We start from the raw sequence: 18862 nt of genomic DNA on the forward strand, positions 1-18862 counted from the left end.
AGTGGTCCGATTTCTGGTCTTATTGTCATTGTAGCCGCCCTCGCGCGGCACGCATCATGTTTATTTCATACAATGCTTATTTGAATCTTTTGCAAGCAAAATTAACTATGGCCCAGTACGTTTATACGATGAATCGTGTCGGCAAAATCGTGCCTCCGAAACGGCAGATTCTGCGCGATATTTCTCTGTCTTTTTTCCCTGGCGCCAAAATTGGCGTTCTTGGTCTGAACGGTTCCGGTAAATCCACGCTATTGAAAATCATGGCTGGGATTGACAAGGATATCGAGGGTGAAGCCACGCCAATGCCGGGCCTGAAAATTGGGTATCTGCCGCAGGAGCCGGAGCTGGATCCCGAGCACACCGTCAGGCAGTCTGTCGAAGCCGGCCTGGGCGAGGTGTTTGCCGCGCGCCAGCGACTGGAAGAAGTCTACGCCGAGTATGCCGAGCCCGATGCTGATTTTGACAAGCTGGCGGCCGAACAGGCTGAGCTGGAAGCGGTGATTGCGGCAGCGGCATCCAGTGGCGCCGACGATATCGGCACCCAGATGGAAATCGCGGCCGATGCGCTGCGTCTGCCGCCGTGGGATGCAGTGGTCGGCAAGCTTTCGGGCGGCGAAAAAAGGCGCGTGGCGTTATGTCGTCTGCTGCTTTCCAAGCCCGATATGCTGTTGCTGGACGAGCCGACCAACCACCTGGATGCCGAGAGCGTCGAGTGGCTGGAGCAGTTCCTGCAGAAGTTTCCGGGCACTGTGGTGGGAGTCACGCACGACCGCTACTTTCTGGACAACGCGGCGGAGTGGATTCTGGAACTGGATCGCGGACACGGTATCCCGTGGAAGGGCAACTACAGTTCCTGGCTGGGGCAAAAAGAAGCGCGTCTTGGCCAGGAAGAGGCTGGCGAATCGGCGCGGCAAAAAACCATCCGCAAGGAGCTCGAATGGGTGCGACAGAATCCCAAGGGGCGCCAGGCCAAGTCCAAGGCGCGTCTTGCCCGTTTTGAAGAATTGTCTTCTCATGAATATCAAAAACGTAATGAAACTCAGGAAATCTTTATTCCTGTGGCAGAACGCCTGGGCAACGAGGTGATTGAGTTCGTCAATGTCAGCAAGGCTTTCGGTGATCGCCTGCTGATTGACGATCTGAGCTTCAAGGTGCCACCTGGCGCTATTGTCGGCATTATCGGCCCCAACGGCGCTGGTAAATCTACGCTGTTTCGCATGATTGCCGGCCAGGAGCAACCCGATTCCGGTGAGGTGACGATCGGCCAGACCGTCAATATTTCATTTGTGGATCAATCGCGTGAAACACTGGCCAATAATCAAAGTGTGTTCGATTTTGTATCACAGGGATCGGATGTGCTCAATGTTGGTCGATTTGAAATTCCGGCGCGAGCGTATCTGGGCCGGTTCAATTTCAAGGGTTCGGATCAGACCAAGCTGGTTGGGCAACTGTCGGGGGGCGAACGCGGCAGATTGCACATGGCCAACACGCTGATCAAGGGTGGTAATGTATTGCTGCTAGATGAACCCTCGAATGACCTGGACGTGGAAACTCTGCGTGCGCTGGAAGATGCATTGCTGGAGTTTGCCGGTGCGGTCATGGTCATCAGCCATGATCGCTGGTTCCTGGACCGCATTGCTACGCATATTCTGGCGTTCGAAGGCGATTCAAACGTTGTCTTCTTTGATGGCAATTACCAGGAATATGAAGCGGACAAGAAAAAGCGTCTGGGCGAAGAGGGTGCCAAACCACGTCGGATTCGCTACAAGGCCTTGAAATAGAGCATTAGTCGCTGGAGTTATAAAGCATCAATCGCTGCAGTTGCGTGTTATTACGAAACAAACCGCAACTGCAGCGTTGCATTTTGTCCACGCAGAAGTGAGGGTGTATTTCAGTTGATATCATTTCGAATGAAATAATCCATCTGTGTAACAAAGCGCCAACACTCAGTTGTCCCTAAAAAGTTTTCCATTGTATAGTGTTGATGAGGCGTTTGAGACGGGCATCCGCTTGTTCCATACGCGAGACGTATATTTTCACTCAGGAGCATACAATATGAAAACGAATATCGTAGCCAAGAGCATCATTGCCGGCAGTCTTGCTATTGCACTGGCAGGTTGTGGCGGCATGAACCAACGCGACAGGAATACAGTGGGTGGCGCTGCCATCGGCGGCGTTGCCGGCTCATTGCTCACTAGTGGAGGCACCCTGGGTACGCTGGGCGGCGCCGCTATTGGTGGCGTTATCGGCAACCAGGTTGGTGGCCGCCGCTGATTCTTGCGTGACTTGCCGGCTGGCTGAGCGTATTATTTCCGCTCGTTCATTGCCGGGCAAGGCCAGCTCCGAGATAATCTGAACGTATCCGGCTAGCCTGGCTCGTTTCAGATCAAACCGAAGGACCGGATTCTGCACACAGCAGGGCCGGTCCTTTTTTTGCCTTGTTGGGCGCGTGACTTTTTTGCCATGACGCGTTCTGTGACGCTGATGTTCTTTTCCTGGCGCTACGGTTCGGACTATGTTGCGCTTACCGTGGGCGCCCCGCGTTTCTTTGTCAGTTTTCAGTGGTCGGTGCATCTCACAAATCCATAAGAGCACCGGACAAAGAAAAGCACCAGACAAAGGCCGGGTATATTACCTGGCGTTTGCAGGGTGCTTTATGTTCAGGATCAGTGCCGGCCGAGCATGTCTTTTCTGGCGCAACCGGGCGCCGATGACATGTCGGCGCAATCGCGAAAGCCGCTGACTGTGCTTATTAGCCGACTTTGGCGATCGCGTCTTTCGGATCCTGGGGCATTTCGATTTTCACTTCCAGCACTTCCAGGTTGCCGTGCTTGTCTACGTTGACCTTGAGGTCTTCGGCATTGATTTTGATGTACTTGGAAATGACTTCGATCAGGTCTTTTTGCAACTGGGGAAGAAAATCGGGTGCGCTGCCCGTGCCTTCGTTGCGCTCATGTGTGATGATAAGCTGAAGGCGCTCTTTGGCAACGTTGGCCGATGACTTTTTCTCGCCAAGAAGAAATTTCAGGAAGGACATATTACTTGCCTCCGAAAAGTCGTTTGAAGAAGCCCGGTTTGTTGTAGTCAGTAAAGCGCAATGGCTTTTCTTCGCCCAGGTAGCGTGCAACGATGTCCTGATAGGCTTCGGCCACATCGGAGTCTTTCAGGTGAATGGCCGGAACGCCTGAGTTGGAAGCCTGCAGTACAGATTCGGATTCAGGTACGACACCAATCAACTTGATGCGAAGAATATCTTCGATATCTTTGAGCGACAGCATTTCGCCATCTTCAACACGTTTCGGACTGTAGCGGGTCAGCACGAGGAACTCCTTGACGGCATCCTCGCCTTTTTCGGAGCGGCGCGATTTGGACGAAAGAATACCCAGGATGCGATCGGAGTCGCGGACCGAGGAAACTTCAGGATTAGTGACGACCAGGGCATCGTCGGCAAAGTAGGCAGCCATAAGCGCGCCCGTTTCGATGCCGGCCGGCGAATCGCACACGATATATTCGAAATCCATTTTCTTCAGATCATCCAGGACTTTTTCCACGCCTTCGCGTGTCAGTGCATCCTTGTCGCGGGTTTGCGAAGCAGGCAGGATAAACAGGTTTTCCAGCTGTTTGTCCTTGATCAGTGCCTGATTCAGTGTGGCCTCGCCCTGAATGACATTAACGAAATCGTATACCACGCGTCGTTCACATCCCATGATTAGGTCGAGATTACGCAGGCCAACGTCAAAGTCAATGACGGCTGTCTTGTGGCCACGCATGGCCAGGCCGGCTGAAAAACTGGCGCTGGTCGTGGTTTTACCCACGCCGCCTTTACCTGAAGTTACCACAATGATGCGAGTCATGTAAGGTTATTCCTATATATCCGTATGGCTGTAAGTGCCGATATCTTAACGCATATCGGTATGAATTTCTTTTAAAAAACGTTACGGGCGCTAGCCTTGGCTGCTGCTGTCGCCAGGAATGAATTTAAGCGTTTCGTTGTCCAGTTCGATAATCACCTGCTTTTTATTGAGCTGCGGCTCGATATCGGCATCGAAAACGCGATAGATGCCGGCGATGGCCAGCAATTCTGCGTCCAGGTGCGACGTGAAAATCCGCGCCGAGGCATTGCCGCGCGCGCCGGCGATCGCCTTGCCGCGCAACGGACCGTACACGTGGATATTGCCGTCGGCGATCACTTCGGCACCGCGACTGACTACGCCGATGACGATCAAGTCGCAGTTGCGCGCGTATACCCGCTGACCGGAACGCAACTGGCGCGCCAGCACCATGGTCGGAACCGGTACGGGGACTTCCCGAATGGTTTCGCGCACTATCGGTTGAGCGGGCCGCGACGGCGCGGGTGAGCCAGCAGATGCTTTTTGGGTATCGGTCTCAGGCGCCTTGGATTTGGCCGCCGTGTCTTTTTCCGTGGCGCTTGCCACGGTCTTGATATTGGAGGCGGGCGCCAGTTTGACCGCATCGGCTACTGGCTCGGTCAGTAGCGTCGGCTCCGGTGGCTGCCGGTTATTCAGTGTAGAGACGTCGACCTTACTTAGCCCGGCCTGCCGGGCGCTGTCAATCAGTGCGCCGTCGGGACCCATGACGCCGATGACCGGCAGCTTGTGCTGGGCAAGCAGGGCGACCACGGCGGCCCAGTCGGGCGCGTCGGTCAGGCCGCTAATATCCAGCACGACCGGTTCGTGCTCGAACAGACTGCCGGCTTCGGCCATTTTCTTTTCCAGCGCCTGTTGTAATGCTGCCGTGTCGGCGCTTTTGAGTTCGATCCGGACGACAAAAAGCGAAGCGCTTTTGAATTCGAGGGCAGAGAAAGAGGATTTAGAAGCCACGTTTCAATTCACTTTAATAAATTAGGACCATGAATCCCGCAGGGTAACACAGCGGTTCAACACCGGGTTATCACGGGTGGAATCTTTGGAGTCGGCCACGAAATAGCCCAGTCGCTCAAATTGCCAGCGGGCGCCGGGTGTGGCGGTAAAACCGGGCTCAAGCCAGGCACTGACGCGCTGCACGGAGTCCGGGTTCAGATAGTCAAGGAAATTCTTTTCGCCGCTGTCGGGGGACGGGTCAGTGAAGAGCCGGTCGTAAAGCATGACGGTAGCCGGCACGGCGTGCGCCGCGCTAATCCAGGTAATATTGCCTTTGACCTTGACGCTGTCGGCGCCCGGCGTACCGCTCTTGGTGTCGGGAAGATACTCGGCATATACCTGTGTGATGTTGCCGGCTTCATCCTTGTCAAAGCCGGTACATTTGATCACATAGGCATATTTGAGTCTGACGGTGTTGCCCGGGAACAGACGGAAATACTTTTTAGGTGGATCTTCGCGGAAGTCGTCGCGTTCTATGAGCAATTCGCGCGAAAACGGAAACTCGCGTCGTCCGGCCTGCGCATCATGCGGATTACGCGGGGCACTGCATGATTCGGTCTGGTCTTGCGGATAATTGGTGATGATCAGCTTGATGGGGTCGAGCACGGCAACGCTGCGTTCGGCAATCGGATCCAAGTCATCGCGCAATGCCTGCTCCAGCAGACTATAGTCAATACGCGAGTCGGACTTAGATACGCCCAGGCGATCACAGAACAGCTTGAGCGCTGCGGGTGTATATCCGCGGCGACGCAAGCCGGCAAGCGTTGGCATGCGCGGGTCATCCCAGCCAGTGACATGGCCTTCCCGCACCAATTGCAGCAACTTGCGCTTGCTGGTAACCACATGCTTGAGGTTCAGGCGTGCAAATTCGTACTGGTGCGGCAGCGGGTCGCGCAACTGGCCCAGTTCCACCAGGCGCGCCAGCACCCAGTCATAAAACGGCCGCTGGTCTTCGAATTCCAGCGTACAGATGCTGTGGGTAATGCCCTCAAGCGCATCTTCGATAGGATGTGCGTATGTGTACATCGGATAGATGCACCAGTCGTTGCCTGTACGATGGTGTGCGGCATGACGGATCCGATACAGGACCGGATCCCGCATATTGATATTGGGCGAAGCCATATCCACCTTGGCACGCAAGGCAAGACTGCCATCGGGATGCTTGCCTACCTTCATTTCACGCAGCAACGTGAGCGATTCTTCGGCCGGGCGATCCCGCCACGGCGAGTTGTTCCCGGGGGCGGTGAGGGTGCCGCGGTTCAGCCGGATCTGCTCTGGCGTCTGTTCGTCGACGTAGGCATATCCGCCTCTGATGAGCGCTTCGGCAAAGTCGTACATATAGCCGAAGTAGTCGCTGGCGAAATAGCGGTGTTGCTGGCCATCCGGCCCGGTCGTTGTAAACCCGAGCCATTGGACAATCTCGTCAATGGCATCCACGTATTCTTGCTCTTCTTTTTCGGGATTGGTGTCGTCAAAGCGTAAATGACAGACGCCGCCATAATCGCTCGCCAGTCCGAAGTTCAGGCAGATGCTTTTGGCGTGCCCGATATGCAAGTAGCCGTTAGGTTCGGGCGGGAAACGGGTGCGGATGCGAGCCGGATCCTTCTGCGCATTCTGCAGAGCCGAAGCGGGGCCGGGTTCGCCGGCCCATTTTTTTGATTGATAGCGGTCGTGGCTAAGATCGTTTTCAATGATGGTTCGCAAAAAATTGGCGGCAGGGATCTCTGGCGTTGAAGCAGACATATTTTAAAATTTCAGTAAATCGACAATATCGACCATTTTGCCATGTTCAGCGGTTAGACTCACGGGAATCGCTCAACTGCCCCGAAATTTAAACAGCTATCGAGTATGTGGGATATTTCATCATTACAGCTGGCAAAACTGCAGTTCTTCAGTTCGCTCTCGTTCTTCTCCACTTTCGGCTTATGTACGGTCGTCCTGGCCTGGTTGCTGCTGGTGTGCAAAGGCATGACGCATTGCAGGGCTGCCGATAGCCGCTGGATGGATATGTACCGCTTCTGGGTGCGCATTTTTGCGCTGTCCATGACCGTGTCGCTGCTTGGCATGGTGTTCCTGCTGATACAGTCGGGTGCCTTGTGGCCGAATTTGTTTGTTCGGCTGGGGCCTGTCAGCGGCCCGCTTATCGTGCTGATCGCCGCAATTACTTTTATCATCAAACTGTTTATTACAGATGTCATGCTATATCGGCAGGGAGTGCTCTCGTCCTGGCTGCATAGTGTTTTTGTCTTGCTGGCTGCGCTCGGCCTGACGGTTATTGCCATATTGCTGGTCGCCTTTCAGAGCTGGCTTCATTTTCCTGCCGGACTGATGCCCGACACCAGCCCGCTTGCTCTGGCCGACTGGCGCGTTTTTATCTCGCAGGGGCAAACGTGGCGCCGCGCTATTTTCATGGCGGCAATGGCTTGCCTGGGAACCGGTGGACTCATGGTTTCGATCAGTGCCAGCGAAGCCATTGCTAAGCCGCTGAATTCGGCTGAGCAACTGGCTTTTCGAGTCGGTACGGGGCTGACCACCGTGGCACTGATTCTGCTGGCGACCAGTGGCATGCTTTTTCAGACTGAGCTGTTCCGGCAGGCAGCGCCGCTGCCCGCAGTGGCGCTGTGGGCGCAAAAGCTGGTATTCGGACTGTGCTTTTTGATCTGCCTCGTGTCTGTTGTCCAGTGGGCCTGGTATCTGAAGCGGCGCAGTGATTTTGGCAAATTGCCTCGATGGCTGCTGCATGCCCTGGTCTGGACTGGCCCGGCCAGCTGGCTGGTGCTGTGGCTGATTCACTTGCTGCTGTCGTTGCGTGACGGTCAGTATTTCGTCAATGGGCTGGTGACGTACGCTGAAGCATTCAGCAACCAGCAAGGCACGTTGTTAATCGGGACGGTGACCGTGGCAATGTGGGTGTTGCTTGCCGTTATTGCGGCCGGCTTTGTTTTTCTGGCACGCCGCGCCGCCCGGTACGGAGTCGTGCCGGTACGAAAAATCCGGAGAACGGCATGATTGATACCCTGGCTGGCTCTTTGGGACTCAATAGCTACGATCCGGGATTCTGGATGCCGCTGCTTTGTTTTACCGTGTTTCTGGGCGTGTCCGTGGCGGGCGCTATTCTGGACGGGGTCGATCTGGGCGTAGGCATGCTGATGCCTTTTGCTCAGCCAGAGCAACGGGATCGAATGTTTACGTTCCTTGGGCCCTGGCGCGATATGAACGTCTTCTGGATTTTCCTGGGCTGCGCCATCCTGCTCTCGGCCTTCCCGAAAGCATGGGCCTATGTAAGCAGCGTTCTGTATCTGCCCTTGATGCTGCTGGCTGCAGGTGCGTTGCTGCGTGGCGTATCCTATGAATTTCGGCTGCGCGCTCTGGCCGGTGGACGTACGGTATTTGCGGCTGCATTTGCGCTGGGATCGCTGATGACTGCGTTTGGACAGGGCCTGGTTCTGGGCCGCATTGCGGTCAATTTCGGCACAGAGCCAGGTAGTGAGCTGTTCGCGGTTTTCATTGCGTTTTGTACGGTGGCCGCTTTTATTTTGCTGGGCGCTGCCTGGTTGCTGATGCGGGTAGAGGATGATTTGCAGCTGCAGGCCCGCGGATGGGTGCGCCGGGCGGCAAGGCTCACGGCCGCTGGCGTGGTGGCCGTTTCTGTCGCCCTGGGCATGGTCAATGGCGGCGTGTTTTTCAAGTGGACCGAATCGGCAAGGATGCCGGTGGTGCTAACGTACTGGTTCGCCTTGCTTGTCATGTTCGTGATTATCGAGCTGGTGGTGCGCAAAGTCCAGCGTGCCCGGATCCTCATCTGGCTGCCGTTCATACTGACGGTGTTGATTGTAATGAGTGTGCTTGCCGGGCTGGTATTCAGTGTTTTCCCGTTTTTTGTTCTGGATGAACTGACAATCTGGGAGAGTGTCACCGGCCTTGGAACCACCCGGGTGCTGGTGGCGGCTTTTGCATTCTTTTTGGTGGTGTTGCCTTTGGTCACGCTGTGGTATTACCGGGATATGCTCGGCAAGGAGCGCAAGGCCAGGGATGTGCTGTTTATGAAGCGGATGGACTGACCAGGGGCAGGGTAACCGTCACCAGCAGTCCGCCGCTATCGCTGCTGTCCAGTCTCAGTCTGCCGTTATGGGCGTTGACAATGGTTTCTGCCAAAGACAATCCCAGGCCGACACTGCCGGTCATGGTGCGGGCCGAATCCAGGCGGGAAAAGGCGCGCAAGGCTTCGGCGCGTCGTTCCGCCGGAATCCCGTCACCATGGTCGGCTACACTGATGACGGCTTTGTCGTCGGCCACTGTAAGCGACACCTCGACTGGCGGACGGCCATGCTTGAGCGCATTGCTGATCAGGTTGTCCAGAACGCGGCCCAGCGACAGCGTGTCGGCGCTGGTGTATGCCGCTGTGGCAGGCTGGGCGCGCAAATGCACCGGACTGCCGGCATTGTGCCAAGACGCTACGCGTTCCTCAATCCAGTGGCCGATATCGATCGTCTTGAATTTGTAGGTGGCCAGATCGGAACCGCGGACATAGCTGATGAACTGGTCGATCATATCCTGCATTTCGTGCACATCGTTGCGCATGCCTTCCTTGAACGTTACGTCATCGGTCAGCTCTACGCGCAGTCGCATGCGCGCCAGCGGGCTTTTCAGGTCATGCGGCAAACCGGCCAGCAAGGTTTGCTGTACGGCTTTTGATTCTTCCAGCGCGTCCAGCATGGCATTGAACCGCTCACCCAACTGGCGGGTCTCGTTCGGGCCTGCCGGGGTGACACGCTCGGGCCGGCCCTGGGCCAGTTTATCTGCTGCCAGGGTAAGGCGGGTGAGCGGGCGCGTGATATGCCAGGCAAAACCGGCGGCCAGAATCAACAGCAAACCCGTCAGGCTCAGCCAGGCAATGGTAATCGCATGCATATTGGGCGGCTGGATTCGATCCAGCGGGATGACCAGCCACTCGCGAATGAATTTGGTGCCGTCATCATCCGATTGCAGGGAGATGAACATGCGCGGCGTCGGCCCGCGTGTCAGTCCGACCCGCGTGCCGTCGTCCAGTTCAATATTGAGCCGTCTGACGATTTTCAGGATGTCGTTGCTGGGCTCATCGGTCAGGCGCGGCGGGCGAGGGGGTTTTTGAGCGGCAGCACGACGGGCCCGCTCCACCTCACGGGCGGCTTCGGGAACGGGCGGGCGTGGCGAAGGGACGGGCGCGTCCAATGTGCCACCGCGGTGTCGTCGATTGGCATAGGGGTCGGTACGGGAAAGCAGGTACCACCGTTTCTGGGACGCTTCGATAATGAATTCTGCCCGGCGGTTTTCAGGAATTTGCGATACGGCTGAGCGAAGCGTGCGGATGGTCGTGGACAGATAGTTGACGACAACGTCTTCCAGGAAACGTTCCTTGAGATAGTTGCCGACTGCGAAACTGCCGAGCTGCACCAGAATCACAGTGCCAAGGATGAAGAGGATCATCTGCAGCCGCAAGGAGCGCGGCCACAGCGAGGGTTTTATCATGCGTCAGGAGAGAATCGGTAGCCAATGCCCCAGACAGTTTGAATCCAACGTGGATCTTTCGGGTCGTCTTCGACGGCACGACGCAGGCGCAGGATGGCGATGTCAATGGCGCGGTCATTGCGTTCGCCTTCGTCATCGTCGCGAGCCAGTGCAAGCAGGCGTTCGCGGGACAGCGGTTTGCCGGAGTTCTTGACCAGGGCTTCGAGCAGATTGATTTCGCCGCCAGTCAGCTTGACCTGGACATTGTCCTTAAATAGCTGGCGTCGGGCCGGATCAAAAGTGAAAGGTCCGAAATGCACCGGCGTTTCCTTGACCAGTGCGGAAGCGCCTTTCTTGCGGCGCAGGACAGTTTCGACGCGAGCCAGTAGTTCCCGCGGGTCAAACGGCTTGCCGAGGTAGTCGTCTGCACCCGATTCGAGGCCAATAATGCGATCGGCGGTTTCGTCCTTTGCCGTGAGCAAAATGACCGGGATGTCTTCATTCTGGGCGCGCAGCCTGCGGCAGGTTTCCACACCGTCGCCGCCGGGAAGCATGCGATCCAGTACGATCAGGTCGGGGGAAAATTTGGTAATGCGCTGGGTAATGTCACTGGCGTCGGGTGCGAGCAGGGTATCGTAACCGTGTCGGTTCAGATATTCCGCGAGAAGCTGGCGCAGGGCAGGATCGTCATCGACGACGAGAATTTTTGTCAGTTGCTTGTCCATAGTGCCTCATCTTGCCAAAGGGTCGAAAGAAGCGCAAGCGGTCGAAATACAATGAAATCGGTTAGATCGGCACGTTTGCGCAGCGGATCAGCGGCTAACCTGGAATGTACGGGTAGTGAGGACCTTTCCGGTTGCCACATCTATGATTTTAACGGTAACCCGGCGCGCAGTCATTGTTGCAGGGATGTCTATCGTTCCGGCAGCCTGCTGAAAGTCGGTGACGTTAAGGACAAAAGGGTCCAGTTCGGCTGTCCCGGAACGGCCATTGCGGTAGCGGCCGTTGACCGCGAACGAGATGGACGCCTGAAAATCAGGATCCTGTTCGTTTTTCTTCATGAGCAGCATGCTGTAGTTCAGCTTACCCGTGGGGCCACTGAATTCGCCAACGCGAATACCCAGCGCACTATCGCTGGGGTCTGCCGGAATGACTTTCTTGAGTAGCGCCAGATTGTCGGTCAGGGCTTTGACCTGGTCCTGGGCCTGGTTCATGCCTGTGGTCTGCGATTCCAGCTGTGATTGAAGGCTGTTGCGCTCCTGTGTGACGGATTCCAGTTGTGATTGCAGGCGCTGGCGGTCGGCTGACAGCGAGGTCACTTCACTGGTGAGTTTGTTGGATTCGTCCAGGCTCAGGCGCTTGGGGCCGTAGTTGGTTTGCAGAAACCAGTAACCACCCGCGCCGATGATAATGCCCGTAAACAGTATACCAACCCATGGTGGCATGCGGCGATGACGGCGACGACTGCTTGTTTCAAAAACTGAAGGCTTGAAGGTGGCTCTTTTGGAAGATCCAAACATGGGTATTTCATCCGAAAATCAACAGTACGGTATTGTACATTTTCCACTGATGGTTTAGCAGGTGCCACGCAGTTTCCGGTCAAGTTCGCTCAGGCGCTCTGGCGTGCCTACGTCGGTCCAATTGCCGGTGTAGTGGTACCCTTCGACGGAGCGGGTACCCATGGCCATGCGCAGCAGCGGGGCCAGTGGCGCAGGCTGCCCGTCAGCGATACTGCGAAACAGGCTGGGATGAAACACGCCTATGCCGGCGTAGGTGAGCGCAGGTTCGCCCTCCTGGCGGGGGCTCAGATAACCCTGGGCGTCCAGGCCGAAGTCGCCTTGCGGATGGTGTTGCGGGTTGTCCACCATCAAAAGCCAGGCCTGGGTAGGGGAATCATGCAGCCGGTTGACCACGCTGACGGCCTGGAGGGGATCCCAGTCACACCATACATCGCCGTTGATGACCAGGAACGGCTGCTCGCCCAGTAGCGGCAAGGCATGGGCGATGCCGCCGGCCGTTTCCAGGGCGGTATCTTCACGGGAGTACTGGATCGCCACATCATACTGGCTGCCATCGCCCAGCGCGGCCTCGAGGTGATCCCCAAGCCAGGCATGGTTGATTACAATGTCACTTATACCAACAGCGGCCAGGCGTTCCAGATGATGAACAATCAGAGGCTTGTCGTTGACCGGGAGCAGCGGCTTGGGAAGGCTATCGGTCAGGGGGCGCATGCGTTCGCCGCGCCCGGCCGCCAAAATCATGGTTTGTATCAAAATGTGTATCCTACTTTGGTTTCGATATTGTCCAGGCGATCGAGCAGGCGCAGCAGGGGTCGAAAGGCATTGTAGCGGCCTGCCACCTGGCGCACATAGGCGTTGACCCGGGGCATATGCTGTTGATAATGCGACTTGCCGTCACGAATCGACAGGCGTGCAAAAACACCCAGAATGCGCAAATTGCGCTGCAAACCCATCCATTCGTAGTCAACGTGAAAGTCTGCAAAATCTGCCGGAACCGGGATGCCGGCGGCTTTGGCTCTTTCCCAGTAGCGAATGGCCCAGTCCAGTTGCTGGGGTTCTTCCCAAGTGGTGCGGGCGTCCATGACCAGCGACACCAGGTCGTAGGAGACGGGGCCGCGCACCGCATCCTGAAAATCAATGATGCCGGGTCCGGCGCCGTTTCCCGGATGATCGTTGATCATCAGATTAGGAGAATGGAAGTCCCGGTGGACAAAGCAGGTAGCCTGACGCGCATTATGTGCCGAAAGACGGTCAAAAATCGTTTCCAGCGCGGCGCGTTCCTTGTCGGTCAGCGTCGTATTGCAATGGCGGCCTATATACCAATCCGGGAAAAGGGCAAGCTCCTCGCGCAGTTTTGCGCCGTCGTAGACGGGCAATTGCTCTGTCGGCACCTGCTGCATCCGGACCAGCGCGTCCAGCGCGCCAAGATAGAGTGCCTGCAGGGATGCGTTGTCGATTCCGTTCACGATGCGCTGGTAAAAGGTGTCATGACCAAGGTCGCTCAATAGCAGCAGACCGTCCTCGACTTTGGCTTCAAGAATGGCCGGCACACTCAGGCCGGCGGCATCCAGTCGGCGGGCTATGTCGATGAAAGGCCGGCAGTCCTCCTGCGCCGGCGGGGCGTCCATCACGACCAGGCTACCAGTTTCAGTATCAACCCGAAAATAACGCCGAAAACTTGCATCACTGGATGCAGGTCGCAGGCTGTCGGTGCGCATACCGTATTTTTCGGCAATCGGGGCCAGCCAGGTCTGCACCAGTGCGTAGCGGGTATCGGTCATCGTTTCAGTCGGGTTACCGGCGGAAGAGGAAGGGGCTGCGGACGTCGTCATGGATAGGAGTCGTTATAAAGTATTTAATATCAGGGGCTTGGCCTGTGCTCTGATTTTTATTTCCGTAAATCGGGCGGGCAATACCGTTGCCTGCGGTAGATAACTATAATAACGGGCTAATGTAAAAAAACAGCAGGCCTCCGATATTTTATGCGGTATCCTCTGGTTTGTCCTGCATCAACAGGCAGTCGCACAAGACCCAATGGGGTTGCGATATATGTTGCAGTATGATTTTTCCCGTCTCAATCCCGGGGAAACAGGGTAACAGGACAGGTTTCTTCAATTATTTCCGGTAAAAAGCACAGTGCGAAAGATCTGTCACCTATTTCTTCTGACCGTATCCCCGATTGCTTTTGCCCAGACCGGTGTCTCGGTGCCAGGAGTCGGGCAGGCATCTACGCCACGACTGTATGTCTCGCCAATGCTGACCAGTCCGGCGCTTAACAATGACGAGATCATCACGTTCACCGATAGCGCGCGTGCAGATATCACCAACGATGCCAATACGATTACCCTGGGTGGCAAGGCGCAGATTCGTCGACCCGACGCGATCCTGAAGGCCGATACCATCAACTATGACCGAAGCAAAGGCACCGTAACGGCACAGGGCAATGCCCGCCTGTTTCGCGATGGCAATCTGATCACTGGCCCGGGGCTGCGCTACAACATCGACAAAGAGAATGGCACCATCTCCTCGCCGGTCTACAGCCTGGCCTCTGGCGGCCAGGGCCAGGCCAGCGAAGCCAATATCATTGACGACAATCACTTCAACCTGAAGAATGCGACCTACAGCGGTTGCGACTGTGAAGAGCCCTTCTGGCAAATACGTTCAAGCAATGTCGATTTGTACAATGATGAAAACGAAGGGATTGCTGAAGATGGTACGCTCTATATCAAGGGCGTACCGGTCATGTGGTCCCCCTATCTGACCTTTCCGATCCGGGCAGAGAAAAAAACCGGTTTTCTGACGCCGACCTACGGCATGACCTCGCGCAGCGGCCTGGATTTTACCGTGCCGTATTTTATCAATCTGGCTCCGCAATACGACCTGACGCTGTATCCACGCTATCTGAGCAAGCGCGGCGCGCAACTGGGTGCAGAATTCCGTTATCTGCAGCCCACGTATTCCGGGATGGTCACCGGCACTTATATGCACAGGGATAACGAGCTGGACCGGTCTCGCTGGATGTTTTCCTGGCAGCACGTACAGGCGCTAGGCTCTGTGCTGGGGCTCAATTTCAACCTGTCGGTAGACTGGAACGCCGTCTCTGACGATGATTATTATCGTGACTTCACGGATATGACAACGATTACCCAGGCGGGCAAAACCTATTTGAATCGCAATGTCACCTTGGGGTTCTCTGGGTATAAATACTGGGACGGTTATCTGCAAGTTCAAAAATATCAGACCTTGCAGGATGCCACGGCCGATGTGATTTACGGGCAGTATGAAAAGGTGCCGGAATTGCGGGTCCATGGCGCGCGCTTTAATTGGCACGGGCTGGATATGGAAACAACCAATACGCTGACCCGTTTCGAGTATCCCACGTATTTCGGTTCCAAGCTGAGCGATGAAGTCATCGACCGCACCGAAGGGCACCTGCGCCCCGACGGCACCCGCTTTATGTCCTATTCCACAATCAGTTACCCGATTGTGCGGCCAGGCTGGCACATTACGCCGAAAATCGGCCTGCATGCGTCCCAGTATGAGACCGACTGGTACACTCGTTACGGCGAGAATTCGTTCTTCAGCCAGAGCGGTAACCAGCGACGTTCAGTGTCGCGCGTGTTGCCCATTGTGTCTCTGGACGCCGGCATGGTCTTTGAGCGCAGCACGACGCTTTTCGGATATCCGTCCACGCAGACGCTTGAGCCGCGGCTTTATTATCTGTACATTCCTTACCAGGACCAGAGCGACATTCCCATCTTTGATACCGATGTCAGCCAGTTCGGTTTTGCCAGCGCGTTTTCTGAAAACCGCTATAACGGCGGCTGGGACCGGATCAACAATGCAAATCAGGTCACGCTGGGCCTGACCTCGCGCTGGTTCGACCAGGACACCGGCTTTCAACGCCTGGCGCTGCAGGTGGCCCAGCGCGTGTACTTTGATTCGCAGCGCGTCACGCTGCCGTTTGAATCTCCGCGCATCGGCACCAAGTCCGACTGGATCTTTGGAGCTGAAGCGGCGCTGACCAATAAATTTACGACGCAGGCTGCGCTACAGATTGATCCCTACCAGGGCAAGACGACCCAAGCCTATGCGGCAGCCAAATGGACGCCCAAGCGCCTGACCACGCTGTCGCTGTCCTATCGCTACCAGCGCGACCCTTATGCCGATGAAGAGCGTACCGACATCAACCAGGGCAATCCGTTGTCCTACCAGTTGCAAGGCAAGGAAACGGTCAGTTTTGCCGGGCAGTGGCCATTTACCAGCAAGTTGTATGGCGTGGGCCGGGTTGATTACTCACTTAAGGAAAGCCGCGTCACCCAGCATATCGTGGGCGTCGAGTATAAAGGCGATTGCTGCTGGACCGGGCGAGTTGTTTTGAAACGTTACGCCGTTTCGAAACAGGATTCGAATTCTGCTATATTCTTTCAGTTGGAACTGGCAGGGTTGGGTGCGGTCGGAAAAGATCCAATGGAATTGTTAAGACAGAATGTACCCGGATACGAAAGTGTCAACACCCCCGTTCCGGACAGGACATCATTTGAAAGGTATGAATAATGCGTAAATTGGGTTTCATGCGAACAGCAGTTGCTCTCGCCATCCCCGCCATTTTAATCGCTGTGCCGCCGTTTGCGCAGGCGCAGAAGGCAAAAAACGCCGGTGCGTCGCAGCAGCGCTCGCCGGGACAGTTCGCCGATGGCATTGCGGCCGTGGTCAATAATGAGATTATTACCATGCGCGAGCTGCAGCAACGGATGGCCAGCAATCGCGTGACGACCGGTGGCCAGAACCAGGTCCAGCAAACGGTATTGCAGGCAATGATTGACGAAAAGCTGATGCGTCAGGATGCGGAACAATATGGCATCCGCATTACCGATGCTCAGCTATCGCAGGCCATGGCCAATATCGCCCAGCGCAATAACCTGCCGCCAGAGAAGCTGCAGCCGGCAATCGAGCAGATGGGACTGAACTGGGATAGTTACACGCGCAATCTTCGAAATGAAATGGTCATGGAAGAGCTGCGTACCCGTATTGTCCAGAGCCGTGTCGACATCAACGAGTCCGACATTGATGCCTTCCTGAAGCAGAATCCGACGGGCATTCTGCCTGGCATGGAAGCAGAAAGACAAAACCAGCCCAAACCGCCGCCGCAGAAACAAGTGGTGGTCGAGCGCTCATTCGTGCCCAAGGCAGTTGCCCTGCAGCACATTTATATTCGCGTACCCGATAATTCTCCTGAAGATGTGGTGGCTGCTGCTCGCAAGAAAGCGGATGCTGCCATGGCTAAGCTGCGCGGTGGCACCAGCTTTGAGAATGTTGCCAAGGAGTATTCCGATGGGGCCGAAGCGGCATCCGGCGGAGACCTGGGGATTCGCATGTTTGAAGACTGGCCTTCGCTTTTCGTGAATGTCACGAAAAAAGTCCCCGATGGTCGCACGACCGGCGTGTTCAAGGCGCCCAACGGCTTTCATATTCTTAAGGTCGTGGAGCGTCGCGGCCTGATCCAGGAAAACAAGCGGGTTGTGACGGTACAGCCGCCAGCGCCGCCGCCTCCACCGGTGCCGCCTATCGAAAAAATGGCCAAGCAGAAGGGGCCGGTCAACATTACAGAAACCAAGGCCAAGCATATTCTGGTCAAGATTACGCCGGTCTTTTCCGACCAGCAGGCCCGGGCAAAAATCGATGACATCCGCAATCAGATTGAAGGGGGCATGTCATTTGAAGAGGCCGCCAAAAAATTCTCGCAGGATACTTCAGCCCCACTGGGCGGAGAAATTGGCTGGATTCCGCCTGGCGCGTCAGATGCTGACTTTGAGAAGGCCATGAATGCGCTGCAGCCGGGCCAGATCAGCGCCCCGGTGCGTTCCAAGTTTGGCTGGCATCTGATTACGGTAGAAGACCGTCGCAGCTCAGACAAACAGCCCGAGATTCGCCGTAATCTGGCGCGCCAGTCACTCTTCCAGAAGCGCGCCGAGCCCGTGTACGAAGACTGGCTGCAGCAGTTGCGTGCCAAAGCGTATATTGACAACCGTCTGACCCAACAGAAAAGCCGGCCCTAGAGCAGAGCATCATGGCAGTCCATCAGGCTCGCAAGCGTTTCGGTCAGAATTTCCTGACCGATGAGAGTGTAATTGAATCAATTGTGCGGGCGGTCAATCCTGCGCGCGACGATACGGTCATCGAAATCGGGCCTGGCCTGTCGGCGCTGACCGGCCCGTTGCATGACCGTGTTGAGCACCTGGATGTCATCGAAATCGACCGCGATCTGGCTGCTCGCCTACGCAAGCGCTTTGCACCCGAGCGGCTTACGATTCATGAAGCCGATGCCCTGAAGGTCGATTTTTCCGCTTTCGGCAGCGACCTGCGAATCGTGGGCAATCTTCCCTACAATATTTCAAGTCCGCTGCTCTTTCATCTCGTCTCGTTTGCCGATCGGGTTCGCGATCAGCACTTCATGTTGCAGAAAGAAGTGATCGCGCGCATGGTCGCCGCGCCTGGGCAGAGCGACTATGGCAGGCTATCGGTGATGCTGCAGGTGCGCTATGACATGCAGCATCTGTTTGACGTACCGCCCGAAGCCTTCGATCCGCCTCCCAAGGTCACTTCTGCCATTGTCCGCATGGTGCCGTTGCCGCAAAACCGGGCACGGGCAAAAAGCGAACAGGCGTTTTTCCACGTGGTGGCCAAGGCGTTTTCGCAACGGCGAAAGATGCTGCGTCGAGTGCTGGCTGACTGGCAAATTGACTGGGCTCAAGTTGATATTCAGGAAACCGCCAGGGCGGAATCACTGTCTGTGGCTGATTTTATCCGGCTCGCCGATTATCTGACCGACCAGGGCATACTGGCCTGAAACAGGCGTTTCGCTGATGCCGCGCTCGCAGGACGGGCTGCGCGGGTCAATCCGACGTTATCGCGGGGCCGGAACAAGCGGCGGGTGCGGTCGGACAAAACTATCCGGTCTGATGCAACTTACCG

General features: G+C 56.1%; 16 protein-coding genes. 7 read left to right on the top strand and 9 right to left on the bottom strand.

Annotation, left to right across the window (positions count from 1 at the left end; genetic code table 11):
• Nucleotides 1-107: 107 nt before the first annotated feature.
• Together ettA and CAP48_RS08215 are read left to right on the top strand one after the other, a co-directional pair.
• Complete coding sequence (gene ettA / locus CAP48_RS08210) at nt 108-1781, top strand: energy-dependent translational throttle protein EttA (RefSeq protein ID WP_100695495.1); 1674 nt, start codon at nt 108-110, stop codon at nt 1779-1781.
• Nucleotides 1782-2055: 274 nt separating this feature from the next.
• The gene (locus CAP48_RS08215) at nt 2056-2274 is read left to right on the top strand and encodes a glycine zipper 2TM domain-containing protein (RefSeq protein WP_100695496.1); all 219 of its coding nucleotides are present in this window, start codon (nt 2056-2058) and stop codon (nt 2272-2274) included.
• Between the two features lie 478 nt (nt 2275-2752).
• Here the strand turns inward: CAP48_RS08215 and minE are convergent, their stop codons facing one another.
• From minE to CAP48_RS08235, 4 genes are all read right to left on the bottom strand, one after another.
• On the bottom strand, nt 2753-3037 hold the full coding sequence (minE, locus tag CAP48_RS08220; protein ID WP_100695497.1) for a cell division topological specificity factor MinE: 285 nt from the start codon (nt 3035-3037) through the stop codon (nt 2753-2755).
• Between the two features lies 1 nt (nt 3038).
• Nucleotides 3039-3854, bottom strand: a complete 816-nt coding sequence (gene minD / locus CAP48_RS08225) for a septum site-determining protein MinD (RefSeq protein WP_100695498.1) — start codon at nt 3852-3854, stop codon at nt 3039-3041.
• Between the two features lie 90 nt (nt 3855-3944).
• Nucleotides 3945-4841 (bottom strand): septum site-determining protein MinC, encoded by an 897-nt coding sequence (minC, locus tag CAP48_RS08230; protein WP_100695499.1) that lies wholly within the window; start codon nt 4839-4841, stop codon nt 3945-3947.
• 21 nt (nt 4842-4862) lie between these two features.
• Nucleotides 4863-6623, bottom strand: coding sequence for a glutamine--tRNA ligase/YqeY domain fusion protein (locus tag CAP48_RS08235; protein ID WP_100695500.1), 1761 nt, complete (start codon nt 6621-6623; stop codon nt 4863-4865).
• A 105-nt stretch (nt 6624-6728) separates the two neighbouring features.
• Between CAP48_RS08235 and CAP48_RS08240 the strand changes: the two genes are divergently transcribed.
• Together CAP48_RS08240 and CAP48_RS08245 are read left to right on the top strand one after the other, a co-directional pair.
• Complete coding sequence (locus CAP48_RS08240; RefSeq protein ID WP_100695501.1) at nt 6729-7889, top strand: cytochrome ubiquinol oxidase subunit I; 1161 nt, start codon at nt 6729-6731, stop codon at nt 7887-7889.
• Nucleotides 7886-8941, top strand: a complete 1056-nt coding sequence (locus tag CAP48_RS08245; RefSeq protein ID WP_100695502.1) for a cytochrome d ubiquinol oxidase subunit II — start codon at nt 7886-7888, stop codon at nt 8939-8941. Before CAP48_RS08240 ends, CAP48_RS08245 begins: the two co-directional genes overlap by 4 nt.
• Here the strand turns inward: CAP48_RS08245 and CAP48_RS08250 are convergent.
• The 5 genes from CAP48_RS08250 to CAP48_RS08270 all read right to left on the bottom strand — a co-directional run bounded on the left by CAP48_RS08250 (nt 8922) and on the right by CAP48_RS08270 (nt 13719).
• Nucleotides 8922-10346, bottom strand: coding sequence for an ATP-binding protein (locus CAP48_RS08250; RefSeq protein WP_242444367.1), 1425 nt, complete (start codon nt 10344-10346; stop codon nt 8922-8924). The two genes, CAP48_RS08245 and CAP48_RS08250, sit on opposite strands and share 20 nt — an antisense overlap.
• Before the next feature lie 38 nt (nt 10347-10384).
• Nucleotides 10385-11092 (bottom strand): response regulator, encoded by a 708-nt coding sequence (locus CAP48_RS08255; protein ID WP_100695504.1) that lies wholly within the window; start codon nt 11090-11092, stop codon nt 10385-10387.
• An 87-nt stretch (nt 11093-11179) separates the two neighbouring features.
• Nucleotides 11180-11887 carry a hypothetical protein gene (locus tag CAP48_RS08260; RefSeq protein ID WP_100695505.1) on the bottom strand — a complete coding sequence of 236 codons (708 nt, stop codon included), beginning with the start codon at nt 11885-11887 and terminating at the stop codon, nt 11180-11182.
• Between the two features lie 54 nt (nt 11888-11941).
• Nucleotides 11942-12637: an N-acetylmuramate alpha-1-phosphate uridylyltransferase MurU gene (murU, locus tag CAP48_RS08265; protein WP_192871322.1), complete on the bottom strand. Its 696-nt coding sequence runs from the start codon at nt 12635-12637 to the stop codon at nt 11942-11944.
• Nucleotides 12637-13719 (bottom strand): aminoglycoside phosphotransferase family protein, encoded by a 1083-nt coding sequence (locus tag CAP48_RS08270; protein WP_100695507.1) that lies wholly within the window; start codon nt 13717-13719, stop codon nt 12637-12639. Before CAP48_RS08270 ends, murU begins: the two co-directional genes overlap by 1 nt.
• 304 nt (nt 13720-14023) lie before the next feature.
• Between CAP48_RS08270 and CAP48_RS08275 the strand changes: the two genes are divergently transcribed.
• Genes CAP48_RS08275 through rsmA form a run of 3 tightly spaced genes read left to right on the top strand, consistent with a single transcriptional unit; the run spans nt 14024 to nt 18737 of the window.
• Nucleotides 14024-16444, top strand: a complete 2421-nt coding sequence (locus CAP48_RS08275; RefSeq protein ID WP_153045666.1) for an LPS-assembly protein LptD — start codon at nt 14024-14026, stop codon at nt 16442-16444.
• Nucleotides 16444-17946: a peptidylprolyl isomerase gene (locus CAP48_RS08280; RefSeq protein WP_100695509.1), complete on the top strand. Its 1503-nt coding sequence runs from the start codon at nt 16444-16446 to the stop codon at nt 17944-17946. The genes CAP48_RS08275 and CAP48_RS08280 overlap by 1 nt, the downstream gene beginning before the upstream one ends.
• Before the next feature lie 11 nt (nt 17947-17957).
• Nucleotides 17958-18737 (top strand): 16S rRNA (adenine(1518)-N(6)/adenine(1519)-N(6))-dimethyltransferase RsmA, encoded by a 780-nt coding sequence (gene rsmA / locus CAP48_RS08285; RefSeq protein ID WP_100695510.1) that lies wholly within the window; start codon nt 17958-17960, stop codon nt 18735-18737.
• Nucleotides 18738-18862 lie beyond the last annotated feature (125 nt).

Source organism: Advenella sp. S44, assembly GCF_002810445.1.
In the GTDB taxonomy this organism is placed as follows: Bacteria; Pseudomonadota; Gammaproteobacteria; order Burkholderiales; family Burkholderiaceae_B; genus Advenella.